Genomic DNA, 16,258 nt, shown 5'->3' on the forward strand with positions numbered 1-16,258 from the left:
AGAGTGTAAGTCGCCATAATTCTTCGGAGTTAGTGGTGCTGTTCTTGCTGAAGCAGGAAGCTTCCACCTCTATAGGCGGGGGTACGTTCACTCTGTCATAGCTGTAATTAGTATATATTTTAAGGAGTGGTATGAGTATGCAGAAAAAAGATCTTTCCAAGTTAGTCCTGACAACCCTGTTGACCGGCAGCGTGCTTTGGGGGGGGACAACATTCGCTGCTGAAGAGAATTTACAAGAGTTTTCTTTGGACACCATGGTTGTTACCGCAACCAGAACGGCAATGACCGTTAAGGAAACCCCTTCGACCGTAGAGATTGTTGACAGCAAAAAGCTGGAACAGACACAGGCTAAAACCTTGCATGATGCTTTAAAGGGCGCTTTGGGCGTTAATGTATTTAATGATTTCCAGGGACGCAGCAATGTCAGCATCCGCGGCAGTGAATCCCGTCACGTATTGATTATGGTTGACGGCAAGCGTTTAGGCGGCGAGGCAGCTTACAACTCTGCCAATGCCTGGGACGTAGACCGTATTCGTATGGAGGATGTTGAAAGAGTAGAAATCATCCGCGGACCTGCAGGCGCACTGTATGGCAGTGATGCAATGGGCGGTGTAATTAACGTTATTACCAAAACTCCGGATAAGACAACTGCTGACATTAACTATGAATATGGCTGGTATGAGGACGGCAAGGGCGCAGGCTATAAAGGAAACCTGTATCTGCAAGGCGCTGAAGGAAACTATTCCTATAAAATCAACGCCGGCCTGAATAAAAACAGACCGTATTTGGATCCCAAAGGCAGCGGAGATTCCATGAACTTTTATGGTAAGCAGCAGCCGCTTTCTTTGAATGTAGGCTATAAGTTCGATAATGGCAATGAATTAAGCGTAGATTTCAGCAAGATTAAAGAAGAGAATCAAAAATCTACGACCAGCAAAACTGTTATGGTGCCCGGTAAGGTATGGCAGGATAAGGTTCAGACGATTTATAACGATAATAAGCGTACTGACTATGCTATTACGTATAAGGGTTCCGATGATAAGCAGGACTGGATGTTCAGAGCTTATAAATCAGTATTCGATAAGAACTATAAGAACCAGAATAATACCCGTATGACCATGATGGGCAGGCCCGGCAAGTGGACTCTGCAGGATCCGAAGGTTGATACTGTTAAACGTACTCTGAGCGTTATTGAAGGCAAGGACACCTTCAATCTGAGCGATAAGAACAAGCTGACTGCCGGTTTCGAATATCGTAAGGATCAGAGCGAAGGCACCCGCTTAAAGAAACCGAATACATCTTTGGCAGACGGTAATGCTCATGATGCTTATGACAAGGCAGCTATCAACTATCTGGCAGCATATGTTCAGGATGAATTCAGACCTGATGATAAATGGCTGATTATTCCTTCCGTACGTTTCGACCACAGTGATCAGTTCAGCAACAAGCTGACCAGCAACCTGGCTGCAACCTATAATGCTGCCGATGATGTACGTATTAAGGCTGCAATTGGTCAGGGCTATAAAACTCCGACTGTAAATGACTTGTACATTTTCTGGGAAATGTATGCTGCAAATCCGGGTGGTAAAGGCCAATTCTATGTTGGTAACCCTGATCTGAAACCGGAAAAATCCTTAAGCTATGAATTATCTGTTGAAAAGGACTGGGGCGACAGATCTACCGTTCATCTGGGCGTATTCAGAAATGAAGTTAAGGATTTGATTAGCACCTATTGGACCGGTAAGCTGACCGATGATGATCCGGATTTGTATCCCGGCGTTAAAGGCGACATGATTATGGCGTACAAGAATATTCCTGAAGCAACTCTGCAGGGCGTAGAGCTGTACGGTTCTCACAGACTGGGCAAGAATATTTATCTGAATGCCGGCTACACCTTCCTGGATGCTAAAGATAAAACAGCGGGAACTCGTCTGAAAGACAGAGCTAAGCATCAGGTAACCTTCGGTGTTTCCTATCAGCCGGAAAACATCTATGCTTGGGACCTGAGCTTTGACCTTGTATCTAACCTTGGCTACTACTTCAATAATGGCGATAAGAGCACCATGGGCAACTTCGTTTACGAAACCAAGGACTTCACCATTGCCAATATCATGGCTTCCAGACATCTCAACAAGGATACCAAGATTTATCTGGGTATTGACAACATCAGCAATCACCAGAACTTTGGCCCGTATTCTGACGGCAATCTTGGTCGCTTGTACAGAGTTGGCATGGAATATAAATTCTAAACATAGCGGTAAAGTAAAAGAACAAATAAAGCAGGCCCGATGGCCTGCTTTGTTTGCCTAACGAGGAAGTATTATGCGAAAAATTTTCAGTTTCATTTTTACAGTTCTTATGGTATGCTTATGTATAAGCGGTTGCACATCGCTAACCGGCAGCTCCGGTTCAGGCTCCGCAATAAAAATCACCGATGATAACCAGCGTATTGTTACTCTGAAGAAGGTTCCGGAAAGAATCGTTGTTTTATCACCGTCCTTCCTGGAGCTGGTGGAGGCAGTAGATGGCAAGGTTGTCGGCCGTGCCAAAACACAGGTAGGCAAGGTGCCCGCTTTTGCCAAGGATGCTGCCGAGGTAGGCTTTATCTTTAATATCAATGTAGAAAAAATCGTGGAGCTGAAGCCTGATCTGGTAATTGCTTACAAGGGCATGCACGAGCGTTATCTGCATACATTGGAATCCAACAATATTCCAGTTGTTGTGCTGAATCTGAAATCCTATGAGGATGTTAAGCACAGCATGCTCACCATTGGCAAAATAATGCGTAAGGATGATAAGGCGCAGAAGGTTGTGGCAAATCTCGATAAGGATATCAATGCTACAGTAAGCAAGCTGCCTAAAAGCGAGCGTAGCGTAGCGATTCTGCACACCACCAGCATGGGCATTACTATGGAAAAGGAAACCAGTATTGCCGGCTGCTGTGCCAAAATGCTTAAATTACGCAACGTAGTACAGGGCGAAACCAAGCCTGTCAGCGGACCGATGGGAACTCAGCCTGACAAGGCTCCCTATAGCTTAGAGGATTTGCTGGAGAAAAATCCGCAGGTAATTTTTATTACATCTATGGGTGCGCCGCGTGATGCTGAGGGTAATCCTAAGCTGGAAATTATGAGCAACCCGGCGTGGAATTCCATCGATGCGGTAAAAAATAAGCAGGTATTTTTCCTGCCGGACGATTTGTTCCTGCTCAATCCGGGGTTAGAGTATCCTAAGGCAGTACGCTACATGGCAGCTAAAATGTATCCTGATGCAGTAAAGGAGTAGGCTGATGATTGATTATGCAAAAAATATTCAGGCGTTTTATGAGCGCGATGATTATAAGGCTCTTGCCGGCCAGCCGGGGGTTACTGCTGTAGAAGCAAGCTTCAAAGATCTGACCTACATTCCGCGCAAGACAAAACCGCTGCCGGGGATGATGGCCGGGACGATGCTGCAGGAGTTTGCTTTGCAGCCGCAGCAGCCTACGGCGCTGTATCTGCATATTCCGTTCTGCAATCTGCGCTGCTCCTATTGCAGCTTTTACCGCAATCCCTTTGAGGCGGAGCAGGTGGAAGAATATGTGCAGGCGCTTTTGGCGGAGCTGGATTTTCTGCAGCAGCAGGGCGTTTTTGCCAAACAAAGACCGGAAGCTGTTTTCTTTGGCGGCGGCACGCCGTCCGTGCTGAATCCTGCACAAATCACTGCGCTGCTGAATAAAATTCACAGTGCTGCATGCCTGGCGGATGATTGTGAGGTAACCTTTGAAAGCAGTATCTATGATTTATCGGCGGATAAGCTCGCTGCCTGCATTGCCGGCGGCGTGAACCGCTTCAGCTTTGGCGTGCAGGCCTTTGATACGCATTTGCGCCGCTCCTTAGGCAGGCTTAATGCGAAGGAAGAGGTAACGGCCAAGCTCGAAGAGGTTGCGGCTAAAGACGTAAAGGTCATCATCGACCTGATTTATGGCCTGAACGGCCAAACGCAGGCAATGCTGCTGAACGATATCAGAACGGCGCTGGCCTGCGGCGTGAGCGGTATGGATTTGTACAAGCTGCAGATTATGCCTAAATCTCCCTTAGGTCAGGCGATTGCCAAGGGCAATATTAAATATGAATATAATGACAGAATGCTGGCGGAAATGTTCGTCGCTGCCGATGCGCTGCTCGCAGAGCAGGGAGCAAAGGCACTGAGCTGCTGCCATTGGGCAATGCGCGAGGATGAACGCAGCGGTTACAATACGCTGGTGAAGAGCGGTGCAAACATTATTACCTGCGGTGCAGCCTGCGGCGGTCACATGGGAATGTACAATTACATGAAGACTATGGACCGAAGCGACTATGTAAAAAAGGCTACTGCCGGACAGTACGCTGTCATGGGCATGGGCAAGCATAACGAAAACTATCTGCTCCTCGAAAAGCTGTCCGGACAGTGTGATTCCGGCAGATTTGATTTTGCTTTGCTGAAGCAGTATAGCGATGCGGATTGGGAAAGCCTGCTTGCGCCGCTGCTGGAGCAGTGGGAGCTTTTGGACCTGCTTTATGCTATGGACGGCAAGTATTTCTTTACGGCGAAGGGCAAATATTACTATCGTCAGATGGACAGAGTGCTGCTGACAGCTGCGGAATGCGCACTTTACGGCAAACCGGGACTGATGGAGCAGGCAGGCCAGAAAATGATGGGTATTATGAAGAATATGAAATAAAAGGAGTGTACTACTATGCAGGACATTTTAATCGTTTATGACAGCAAAACCGGTAATACGGAAAAGGTTGCCAAGGCTTTGGCTGAGGCTGCAGGCGAGCGCTGTGTGCTGGCGCAGGTTGATGCTGCTCCGGCTGCGGATGACTTCGCTGTTGTGGTAGCAGGCTACTGGGTTGACAAGGGCGCACCGAACGCAAAGATGAAAAAATATTTGGAGAATTTGCACGGCAAAAAGGTAGTGCTGTTCCAGACTTTGGGCGCAGACCCGGCGAGCGACCACGCTGTAAGCTCCCTGGTAAATGCAGGTGTACTGATGAACAAGGACTGCAAGGTACTGGGTACTTTATCTATCCGCGGTGCGATTGACCCGGCGCTGATTGCCATGATGCGCAAGATGCCGGCAGGCAGCCCGCACAGTCCCAGTACCGAGAGCGAAGCCCGTTGGGCAGCAGCTGCCAGCCATCCGGATGCAGCGGACCTGGCAAAGGCCAAGAGCTTTATGCAGGGCTTTTTGGCTATGTATGACAAGTTTTTGAAGATGATGTAAGAGCAGTCCTTCATATAAGAACAGTGTTTTATAATGCGCAGTCGCAGTTTGGCTGCGCATTTATTATTGTAAAAGCATTTTATGGCAGAGAAATTTAAACGATAAACTAAAAGTGTAGAACTATTGACAAAATTGTGTCTTGCGTAAAGTTCTTTCATAGTGTACAATGGAAGTAGTCATAAAATGCAATTTTGAAAGGAAGGTGCATTATGAAAAAATTATTAGTGCTCATCATGGCAGCTTTGATGATTCTTGCTATGGCTGTTGCAGGCTGCGGCGGCGATGACAAAGCTGACAAAGGCAGTACTGCACACAAGGAGAAGCTGGTTATCGGTACCGATGCCGATATCAACAACCTTAACCTGCAAAAACAACAGGACGCTGCCAACAACGTTATTCTGAAGAACACTCACCAGACTCTGGTATTCTTCAATAACGGCTCTCAAGGCAAGGAGCGTTTCGGCCCCGGTCTGGCTACCGACTGGAAGTTCGTAGATGATACCCATATCATCATGAACCTGCGTAAGGACGTATACTTCAACGATGGTAAAAAGACTCCGATGACTGCAGATGACGTTAAATTCACCCTGGATATGGCAATGAAAAACGTTATCAAATCCGCTCTGGCAGGCTATGTTAAATCTACCGTTAAAGACAAATATCAGATTGAAATCGAAATCAGCTCCTATAACAACGAGTTCATTCAATCTCTGTCCTCCGTTCCTCTGTCCATCCAATCCAAAAAGGCTTATGATGATGGCGTAAAAGAGCCGTGGCTTATCGGTACCGGCCCTTACAAATATGACAAATGGGTTCAAGGCGAATACTGCCGTCTGACCAAGGTTAAGGATTATTGGGGCAACAACCTGCCTGCAACCGATAACTTTGCTCCCGGCGTATCCGATATCATCGAATTCCGTCCGATGATTGAGGCTTCTGCTCGCGTAATGGCTCTGCAGGCCGGCGAAATCGATGTATGCGTAAATCCGCCTATCAGCGATCTGAAATTCTTGAAGGATGACAAGAATATCACTGTTTACGAACAACCCGGTACCCGTCTGTTCTACTTTGCATTCAATGTTGAAAAGAAACCGTGGGATAACCAAAAACTGCGTCAGGCTGTAGCTTGCGCAATCGACAAGAAATCCGTTCTGGACGCTGCTCTGAATGGCAAAGGCACTCTGCAAAAAACTATTCTGAACCGTGGTCTGTGGGGCTTCTATGATGAAATGCCCGGCTATGACTACAATCTGGAGCGTGCTAAACAGCTGATGAAGGAATCCGGCGTAACCGGTCCTATCAAAACCACTCTGACCTATGCAACCGGCGCTCCCTACGAGCAGATTGCAACTGTTATCCAAGCTAACCTGGCACAAATCGGTATTACCGTAGATCTGGTTCCGATGGAGCAAGCTGCTCTGAAGGCTGCCTGCAAGGACGGCAAACAAAGCCTGTTCCTGTGGCGTTGGAACGAAGACTCCAAGGTTGACTTTGTATATCGCGACCTGTTCTACACCGGTTCCGGCTCCAACTATCATCACTTCTCCGATCCGAAGGCTGACAAGCTGATTGATGATGTTGCAACCCTGAAGGATCAGAACAAACGTATGGAAGCTGGCGTTGAGCTGCAAAAATACCTGGTTGACGAATGCCCGCAGGTTCCTCTGTACATTGCTAACCTGGTAGTTGCCTACAATAAAAAACTGAAAGGTCAATATTTCTACGGCGGCGGCAACCACGATTGGCGTCATGCTTATATCGCTAAATAATTTTGCTGAAAAATTTACAAAGGCGTAAAACAAGGGAGGCGTAGTCCTCTCTTGTTTTATCATAGCACCTTTTATTTGAGTTCTACGGAAAGGAGCTTTGTTGAATGCTTAAATATGTTGTCAACAGACTCCTCAGTTTGATTCCGGTAATTTTAGTAACCTCTTTTCTGATTTACTGGGCAATGAGTCTTACTGAGGGCGACCCCGCAATGATGATTGCCGGCGACGGCGCTTCGAAGGAAATGATTGATCAGATCCGCCATGAGCTTGGTCTGGACCAGCCTTTCCTGCTGCAATATTTTAACTATATGAGAGGTATGCTTGTAGGTGATATGGGCAAATCCTATGTAACCAACAAGGACGTATTCCATACCTTCTTCCAATATCTGCCGAACACCCTGTATCTGGGCGGCGCTGCTGTTATTATCGCTACTTTGGTATCCATTCCTCTGGGTATCTACACCGCTATCCACCAGAACACCTGGAAGGATACAGCAGGCATGATTTTCGCACTGTTCGGTACCTCCATGCCTAACTTCTGGCTGGGCCTGATGCTGATTATTATCTTTGCTCTGCATATGAGATTATTCCCGACCGGCGGTAACTTCGGCTGGAAGAGCCTGGTTCTGCCTGCTGTAACCGTTGGCTTCGGTCTGGCAGCTTTGATTACCCGTATTACCCGTTCCTCCATGCTGGACGTTATGCGTCAGGATTATATGACCACCGCACGTGCCAAAGGCTGCAGCGAGCATCGTGTAATCTACAAGCATGGTCTGAAAAACGCACTGATTCCTATTATCACTGCTATCGGTCTGCAAATGTCCTTGGTTATCACCGGCTCCGTACTGGCTGAAACCGTATTCAGCTGGCCCGGCATCGGCCGTCTGGTATACGAATCTATTACCAGACGTGATATTCCGATGGTAACAGGTTCTATTATTCTGTGTTCTATTTTGATGTGCCTGATTAACCTGGTTGTCGATCTGGTATACGCATTCTTTGATCCGCGTATCAAGGCACAGTACAGCAAGAAGGGGTGAGGAAGATGGCTGCAAAGAAAAGAACTAAAAGACGCACCATGTTCCAGGAAACCTGGCATCGTCTGCTGAAAAATAAGGGCGCTGTAATCGGCATGGCCTTTCTGGCACTGCTGTGCGTCATCGCTCTGGTAAGTCCCTTGGTATTTAACTATGAAACCGACGTTATCGGTCAGAACCTGGCTATTAAGCTGCAGCCTCCCAGCGGGGAGCACTGGTTCGGCACCGACGAATACGGCCGTGACCTGTTTGCCCGTGTTATGTACGGCGCACGCTATTCTATGGCTATCGGCATCGGTTCCGTAGGCTTCGGTCTGATTGTTGGTACCATTTTAGGCTCTATTGCCGGCTTCTACGGCGGCAAGGCCGATGATATCATCATGCGCGGTATTGATATTTTCTACTCCATTCCTAACATTCTGAAGGCAGTAGTAATCGTATCTCTGCTGGGCACAAGCACCATCAACCTGATTATTGCTCTGGCAATTTCCTGCGCAACCAACTATGCGCGTATCGTGCGTGCTTCTGTTATGACAGTGCGCGATTTGGAATATGTTGAATCCTCCTATGCGATGGGCCTGCCCACCTGGAAGATTATTCTCAGACATATCCTGCCAAACTGCCTGTCTCCGATTATCGTACAGACTACTCTGCTGATCGGTACCACCATTATTTCCGCTTCCTCCCTGAGCTTCTTGGGTATCGGCGTACCGGCACCTGCTCCCGAATGGGGCGCGCTGCTTTCCGGCGGCAGAGGTCATATTCGTGATGCCAGCTACATTTGTGTTATTCCAGGTTTAGCTATTATGTTTACTGTATTAGCCTTGAACCTGTTGGGCGATGGCCTGCGCGATGCGCTGGATCCTAAGCTGAAGAAATAAGGGGGCTGCATTATGGATTTAGTATTAGATATTAAGGACCTTGTGGTCCATTATGAAACAGAAGACAGCGATGTGCATGCAGTCAACGGCATTGACATCGCAATCAGCAAAAAACGTACTTTGGGTCTGGTAGGCGAAACCGGTGCGGGCAAAACCACTACCGCACTGTCTATCATGAACCTTGTTCCGGATCCGCCGGGAGTTATCAAAAGCGGTATGATTAAGCTTGAAGGCAAAAACGTACTCGAAATGAGCGAGCGTGAGCTGGAGGAAATGCGCGGTAACGACGTGGCAATGATTTTCCAGGACCCGATGACCGCTCTGAACCCTGTTATGACCGTAGGCGAGCAGATTGCCGAAAGCCTGGAGCTGCACCAGAACCTTACTCCAGAGCAATCTCTGGAAAAGGCTAAGGATATGCTGAAGCTCGTTGGTATTGCCGAGGCAAGAGCCAACGACTATCCGCATCAGTTCTCAGGCGGTATGAAGCAGCGTGTAGTTATTGCTATCGCGCTGGCCTGCAGCCCCAAGCTGCTGATTGCCGATGAACCGACCACCGCACTGGACGTAACCATTCAGGCGCAGGTGCTGGAGCTGATGAAGGACCTCATCAACAACCGCGATATGTCCATGCTGATGATTACGCACAGTCTGGGTATCGTTGCCGAGGTCTGTGACGATATGGCAGTTATGTATGCCGGCCGTATTGTGGAGAAGGGCACTGTTGACGATGTATTCAACAATATGCGCCATCCCTACACCGAGGGCCTGTTCAACAGCCTGCCTAACCTGAAGGAGCAGGGCGAAATGCTGGAGCCTATCAAAGGCCTGATGCCCGACCCGGCGGATTTGCCACCCGGATGCACCTTCGCTCCGCGTTGTCCCTATGCTACCGAAGCATGCTCTGCCTCCGTGCCTGAGCTGCATTCCGTAGATGGCAGCAAAACTCATTTTGTAGCCTGCCACGCTTATTCCAGACCCGGATTTGCTTTAAGGAGGAACCAAAAATGAGTAATGCTCCGCTGTTAGTTATTGACAATCTGTCCAAATATTTTAATACCGCTGCAGGTCAGCTGCATGCTGTCGACGGTGTAAGCTTTACTCTGGAGGAAGGCAAAACTCTGGGTATCGTAGGCGAATCCGGCTGCGGTAAATCCACTACCGGACGCTGCATTCTGAAGCTGATTGAGCCCACTAGCGGCAAAATCATCTTCCAAGGCAACGATATCACCAAGCTGAGCCGTAAGGAAATGCGTCCGCTGCGCCAAAAGATGCAGATGGTGTTCCAGGATCCGTTTTCCTCTCTGGACCCGCGTGAAACCGTTATGCAGCTTATCAGCGAGCCTATTATTGAGCATAAGCTGATTAAAGGCAGGGAAGCAATTGAAGAACGCACTCTGGAGCTGATGCGTACCGTTGGCTTGGCAGAGCGCTATGCCAATGTCTATCCGCATGAGCTGGACGGCGGCCGTCGTCAGCGTATCGGCATTGCCCGCGCTTTGGCCATGAATCCTAAAATCATTGTCTGCGACGAGCCTGTTTCCGCGCTGGACGTTTCCATTCAGGCGCAGATTCTGAATCTGCTCAAACAGCTGCAAAAGGATTTGGGCCTGACCTATATCTTCATTACCCATGACCTGTCTGTAGTAAAATATTTCTCGGATGATATTGCGGTTATGTATATGGGCACTATGGTAGAAAAAGCACCCGCTAATCTGCTGTTCAAGAATCCGCTGCATCCTTACACCAAGGCACTGCTTTCGGCAATTCCTCTGCCTATCGTGGGCAAGGATAAGCCCAAGCGTCAGGTTATCAAGGGCGAAATTACCGCTCCTATCAACCTGCCGGATGCCTGCCGTTTCATGAAGCGCTGCGACTGCCCTGTTGCCGGCGTTTGTGATAAAGGTAATCCGGTATTGCGCGAGGTTGAGCCGCAGCATTTTGTGGCCTGCTCCTGCGTAAAATAATTTATATTGAAAAAATTAATCGCCCTCTGAAAAGCTGATTTCAGGGGGCGGTTTTATCTAATATTTGTTACTTTCGTCCAATTATATACCGATTTTGGACGAAAGGTTAAGGAGTTGGATGAATAGGGGTGGGTTTTCCCTTAGCCTATTGGTGATTCCCTTATTTTATGGTATAATTTAAGGGAATGGAAGGAGGAGTAAGGGAATGAGAAGCTTTAACTACTCAATAATTAGAGAACAAAAATGGGATTCAGAAATTTTGAGCTTGATAGCTGCAATTTATAAAGAGGCAGGTAAACAGGAGCTTTTTGTAAAGCAACGGCCGGAAGAGCTTAATAAGCTGGTAGAAATAGCAAAAATTCAAAGTACGGAAGCGTCTAATGCGATTGAGGGTATTGTTACGACTAGCACTAGAATACGTGAGCTTGTAAACGAGAAAACAACACCGAGAAATCGTGATGAGCAGGAAATTGCCGGCTATCGTGATGTATTAAATATAATACATGAGAATTTCGATGTTATCCCCATCTCCAAAAACTATATTTTACAGCTTCATAAAATTTTGTACAACCATATGAATAACCAATTTGCAGGAAGAACTAAGAGCGTACAAAATTACATCAGTGCTACGTATCCGGATGGTAGTACTAAGATTTTATTTACACCGCTTGCTCCTTACGAAACACCGGAAGCGCTTGAGCGTATCTGTGAAGAATATAATAGAGTAATAGGTAATTTGGAGTTAGAGCCACTTATTGCTATACCTGTTTTTATTCATGATTTTTTATGCATTCACCCATTTAATGATGGTAATGGAAGAATGAGCCGTTTGCTTACAACCTTACTTTTGTATAGAAATGGTTTTTATGTAGGCAAATATATTTCGTTGGAAGCCAAAATCGCTAAGAATAAGGATTTATATTATGAAGCTTTGGCTGATTCGCAAGTAGGCTGGCATGAGGGTAAGGAAGATGCTATACCATTTGTAAAATATATTTTGGGGACAATTCTTGCTGCTTATAAAGACTTTGAAGAACGTATGACTATCATTGAGCCTAAGCTTTCTGCTTTGGAAATGGTACGTAGAGCAAGTGAAAATAAAATCGGACGCTTTAATAAGCAGGATATTCGTGAGCTTTGTTCTACGCTTAGCGACAGCTCTATTGAAGCTGCATTGCGTAAGCTGGTGCTTTATGGTGAATTGCAAAAAGAAGGCAAGGGGAAAAGCACTTGCTATTTTAGAGTTAAATAGGGTTATATCTGAACCGCCCTCTGAAAAGTTAATTTCAAGGGGCGGTTGTTATTATATTTGCTGGTTTCATCCAAATAGATGATGGTTTTGGACGAAAAGCAAACAGGTTGGACGAAAGAAGAAAATAATAAATCATTTCCCCCCCCTTTATTTTCTCTTCTAAAAGTGCTATAATAAACATCAAATTGAATCGACCCCTGATAACACGATGAACAAGCAAGTAGGCTTAAGGCTGTGTTTAAGAGAGCGAAGTCACCGGCTGTAAGCTTCGCACACAAAATTATGCCGAAGTTCCCTTGGGAGTGTCCTGCCTGAAGGCTGCATGGCTGCGTAGGGTGGGCGTAAGGCTGCGTTAAAGCTTGCAAATGAAGGAACAAATTTGGGTGGTACCGCGAAGTTTTTCGCCCCTGTAAACTTATCAGTTTTGCAGGGGCGTTTTCTTATTTTAGGGACAGTTGATAATGCAACGGCTATGTTATTAATTTGCATATCCGGTACTTTCTGAACTGTCCAATGAAGAAAGGATGAAATCAATGAAAGAAAAATTGGAAGCATTAAAAGCACAGGCTTTAGAAGAGCTTGCTGCCGTAACTTCTCTTGATGCGCTCAAGGACCTGCGCGTCAAATATCTGGGCAAAAAAGGCCCGATGACCGAAATCCTGCGCGGCATGGGCAAGCTGCCTGCCGAAGAACGTCCGAAAATCGGCCAGATTGTTAACGAAATCAAGGCTGAGCTGGAAGGCAAAATCAACGAAGCAACTGCCGTTCTGGAGAAAAAGGCGCTGGCTGACAAGCTCGCTAACGAGCAGGTTGATATTACTCTGCCGGGCCGCAAGCCGAAAACAGGTCATCTGCATCCAGTAACCCTGACCATGCGTGAGATTAAAAAAATCTTCATGCGTATGGGCTTTGATGTTTGCGACGGTCCGGAAATCGAGGATGTATACCACAACTTCACCGCACTGAACCTGCCGCCTGATCATCCGGCACTGGATATGCAGGATTCCTTCTATATCACCGAAAACTATCTGCTGCGCACCCAAACCTCCGGCGTGCAGGCGCGTACATTGGAAAGCAAGGAGCCTAATACTCCGATTCGCATGATTTGCCCCGGTACCGTTTACCGCTGCGACTACGACGCAACCCACTCCCCGATGTTCCATCAGGTAGAAGGTCTGGTTGTAGATAAAAACATCAGCCTGGCAGATTTGAAGGGTACTCTGGAGCTGTTCTGTAAGCAAATGTTTGGCGATGATGTTAAGGTGCGCCTGCGTCCTTCCTACTTCCCCTTCACCGAGCCTTCCGTTGAGGTTGACGTATCCTGCCCGATTTGCCATGCTAAGGGCGGCGGCTGCCATGTCTGCAAGGACAGCGGCTGGCTGGAAATCCTCGGCGCCGGTGTTGTACATCCCAACGTATTGCGCATGAGCGGTTATGATCCTGAGAAAATGACCGGTTTTGCCTTTGGTCTGGGCGTTGAACGTATCGCTATGCTGAAATACGGCATTGACGATTTGCGCCTGTTCTTCGAAAATGACCAACGCTTCATCAGTCAATTCAAATAAGGAGGATCAATCATGCTTGCATCTTTAGAATGGTTAAAACAATATGTAGATATTAACATCTCCGTTGCGGAGCTGTGCGATAAAATTACCCGTGTCGGCCTGGAGGTTGACACCGTAACCCAACTGGGCAAGGGCCTGGAGGGTGTTATCACCGGTAAGGTTATGGAAATTCACCGTCATCCCGACAGCGACCACTTGTGGGTTTGCATGCTGGATTACGGCCAAGGCGGCGAGCCGGTGCAGATTCTTACCGGCGCGCAAAACGTACATCAATATGACATTGTGCCTGTTGCCGTAGTTGGCAGCGTACTGCCTCCGAGCGAGCGCAACCCGCAAGGCTTGAAGCTGAAAAAAGCTAAAATGCGCGGCCTTGATTCCTTCGGCATGCTGTGCAGTGCCGATGAGCTGGGCATTGAATCCAAGCTGCTGCTGCCGGAGCAAAGAAACGGCATCTTCATTCTGCCGAAAAACACTCCGATTGGCATAGACATCAAAACCGTTTTAGGCTTGGATGATACCGTTATTGATATCGACCTGACCAGCAACCGTGCCGACTGCTTCAGCATTATCGGTCTGGCGCGTGAAATCAGCGCTATTACCGGCTGCCCGCTGAAAATGCCTGCTATGGACGTTAAGGAAGCTGCCGCAGGCAAGGCCAGCGATTATGTAAACGTTAAAATTGACGCACCGGAGCTGTGCTCCCGCTTTGCTACCCGTGTGCTGAAGGACATCAAAATCATGCCTTCCCCCGAATGGATGCAGCGCCGTCTGCGTGCCTGCGGCGTGCGTCCCATCAGCAACGTAGTTGACGTTACCAACTATGTTATGCTGGAGCTGGGCCAGCCGATGCATGCTTATGATGCCGACAAGGTTGCAGGACACACTCTGATTGTGCGCCGTGCAGAAGAAGGCGAAAAGCTCGTTACCCTCGACGGCAAGGAGCGTGAGCTGACCTCTGCTATGATTACCATCGGTGATGCCGCAAAGGCTGCCGGTCTGGGCGGTGTTATGGGCGGCCTCTTGACCGAGGTTACCGGCGAAACCAAGAACGTTATTCTGGAGGCTGCTTCCTTCCACGGTCCTTCTATCCGCCGCACCTCCCGTGCGCTGGGCCTGCGCAGTGAAGCCAGCGGCCGTTTTGAGCGCGGTGTTGATACCATCCGCGACCATGACGCACTGAACCGTGCTGCTCACTTGCTGGAAGAAATGGGTGCCTGCGAAACCTTCAGCGGTATCGTAGAGGCTTATCCGGAAGAGCTGAAGCCGGCAGTAATCACCACTACCGCAGCCAAGATTAACGGCCGCATCGGCGTAAACATCGCTGAGGACGAAATGGTTGCTATTCTTAGCAAATTGGGCTTCGGCGTAGAAGCAAAGGATGGCGAGCTGCTGATTACCGCTCCCACCTGGCGCCGTGATATTGACTGCGATGCCGATATCAGCGAAGAAATTGCGCGTATGCATGGCTATGACTTCATTGAAAGCCATCAGCCGGAGCTGACCATCACCCAAGGCAGCCAGTCTGTGCTGGACGATGTTAAGGACGACGTACAGGATTACATGGTAGGTGCAGGCCTGAGCGAGATGATGACCTACAGCTTCATCAAGGCTAACGCTTACGATAAAATGCTGCTACCGGCAGATGATGCACGCCGCAGCTGCATCGAGCTGCTGAACCCGATTACCGACGCTTTCTCCGTAATGCGCACCACCATGGTTCCGAGCGCACTGCAGACTGCCTCCTTCAACCTGCGTAACCACAACAACAGTGTTGCCTTGTTTGAAATCGGCCGTATCTTCCTGCCGAAGGCACTGCCGCTGACCGAGGATCCCGAAGAGCGTCAGCTGCTGACCGCAGTACTGAGCGGCAGCCGCAAGGCACTCAACTGGTGCGACGATAAAGGCAGCGTTGACTTCTATGATATGAAGGGCATCGTTGAAGGCCTGCTGGAAGCAATGCAGGTGAGCGATTACACCATGACTCGCAGCCAACAGCCGTACCTGCATCCGGGCAAAAGCTGTGACATCGTTGTCAATGGCGAGGTTATCGGCTCCTTCGGTGAGGTGCACCCGGTAGTTCAGGAAAACTTTGAGCTGGATCAGGTTACCTATGTGCTGGAAATGGCAGTAGAGCCTTTGGTAGCAAGCGCAACCGCTGTACCGCAATACAAGCATCTGCCCAAGTTCCCGAGCATGAGCCGTGATATTGCCGTTGTTGTTCCGGCAGAGGTAACCAACGCCGAGCTGGAGCAGGTTATCCGTGCGCATGCAGGCGAGCTGCTGCAGGGTGTGCGTGTATTCGATATCTACACCGGCAAGCAGGTTGCTGCAGGCTGCAAATCCATGGCCTTTAACCTGACCTATCAGGCTGCAGACCGCACCCTGACCGACGCTGAGGTTGATGCTTCTATGAAGAAGGTTATCGCTGAGGTTGCTGAAGCATATAAGGCTAAGCTGAGAGATTAATTAAGATATAATTATTATGTATAAAAGGACTCGTTGCCGCTTTTTAGCGGTGGCGGGTCTTTTGCCTTTATAC

12 protein-coding genes and 1 other annotated feature are annotated in these 16,258 nt (G+C 48.3%); all 12 genes read left to right on the forward strand.

Annotation, left to right across the window (positions count from 1 at the left end):
• Positions 1-137 precede the first annotated feature (137 nt).
• The 12 genes from BN587_RS07685 (at position 138) to pheT (ending at position 16,185) form a co-directional block, all read left to right on the forward strand.
• Complete coding sequence (locus tag BN587_RS07685; protein ID WP_021720549.1) at positions 138-2,249, forward strand: TonB-dependent receptor plug domain-containing protein; 2,112 nt, start codon at positions 138-140, stop codon at positions 2,247-2,249.
• 73 nt (positions 2,250-2,322) lie between these two features.
• A complete protein-coding gene (locus BN587_RS07690) occupies positions 2,323-3,285 on the forward strand; it encodes an ABC transporter substrate-binding protein (RefSeq protein WP_021720550.1) in 963 nt (320 codons plus the stop codon).
• Positions 3,286-3,289: 4 nt separating this feature from the next.
• Complete coding sequence (locus tag BN587_RS11435) at positions 3,290-4,702, forward strand: radical SAM protein (RefSeq protein ID WP_021720551.1); 1,413 nt, start codon at positions 3,290-3,292, stop codon at positions 4,700-4,702.
• A gap of 15 nt (positions 4,703-4,717) precedes the next feature.
• The gene (locus tag BN587_RS07700; protein WP_021720552.1) at positions 4,718-5,248 is read left to right on the forward strand and encodes a flavodoxin family protein; all 531 of its coding nucleotides are present in this window, start codon (positions 4,718-4,720) and stop codon (positions 5,246-5,248) included.
• 209 nt (positions 5,249-5,457) lie between these two features.
• On the forward strand, positions 5,458-7,017 hold the full coding sequence (locus tag BN587_RS07705) for an ABC transporter substrate-binding protein (protein ID WP_021720553.1): 1,560 nt from the start codon (positions 5,458-5,460) through the stop codon (positions 7,015-7,017).
• 104 nt (positions 7,018-7,121) lie between these two features.
• A complete protein-coding gene (locus BN587_RS07710) occupies positions 7,122-8,057 on the forward strand; it encodes an ABC transporter permease (protein ID WP_021720554.1) in 936 nt (311 codons plus the stop codon).
• 5 nt (positions 8,058-8,062) lie between these two features.
• Entirely contained in the window at positions 8,063-8,935 is an 873-nt protein-coding gene (locus BN587_RS07715) for an ABC transporter permease (protein WP_021720555.1), read from the forward strand.
• Between the two features lie 12 nt (positions 8,936-8,947).
• Positions 8,948-9,946, forward strand: coding sequence for an ABC transporter ATP-binding protein (locus BN587_RS07720; protein ID WP_021720556.1), 999 nt, complete (start codon positions 8,948-8,950; stop codon positions 9,944-9,946).
• Positions 9,943-10,902 (forward strand): ABC transporter ATP-binding protein, encoded by a 960-nt coding sequence (locus BN587_RS07725; protein WP_009145788.1) that lies wholly within the window; start codon positions 9,943-9,945, stop codon positions 10,900-10,902. The genes BN587_RS07720 and BN587_RS07725 overlap by 4 nt, the downstream gene beginning before the upstream one ends.
• A 205-nt stretch (positions 10,903-11,107) precedes the next feature.
• A complete protein-coding gene (locus BN587_RS07730; RefSeq protein WP_021720557.1) occupies positions 11,108-12,154 on the forward strand; it encodes a Fic family protein in 1,047 nt (348 codons plus the stop codon).
• Between the two features lie 199 nt (positions 12,155-12,353).
• Positions 12,354-12,566 (forward strand) — a binding site (T-box leader).
• Positions 12,567-12,687: 121 nt separating this feature from the next.
• Complete coding sequence (gene pheS / locus BN587_RS07735) at positions 12,688-13,719, forward strand: phenylalanine--tRNA ligase subunit alpha (RefSeq protein ID WP_021720558.1); 1,032 nt, start codon at positions 12,688-12,690, stop codon at positions 13,717-13,719.
• Positions 13,720-13,731: 12 nt separating this feature from the next.
• A complete protein-coding gene (gene pheT / locus BN587_RS07740; protein ID WP_021720559.1) occupies positions 13,732-16,185 on the forward strand; it encodes a phenylalanine--tRNA ligase subunit beta in 2,454 nt (817 codons plus the stop codon).
• Positions 16,186-16,258 lie beyond the last annotated feature (73 nt).

The sequence above is a fragment of the Phascolarctobacterium succinatutens CAG:287 genome (assembly GCF_000434895.1).
Lineage (GTDB): Bacteria > Bacillota > Negativicutes > Acidaminococcales > Acidaminococcaceae > Phascolarctobacterium_A > Phascolarctobacterium_A succinatutens_A.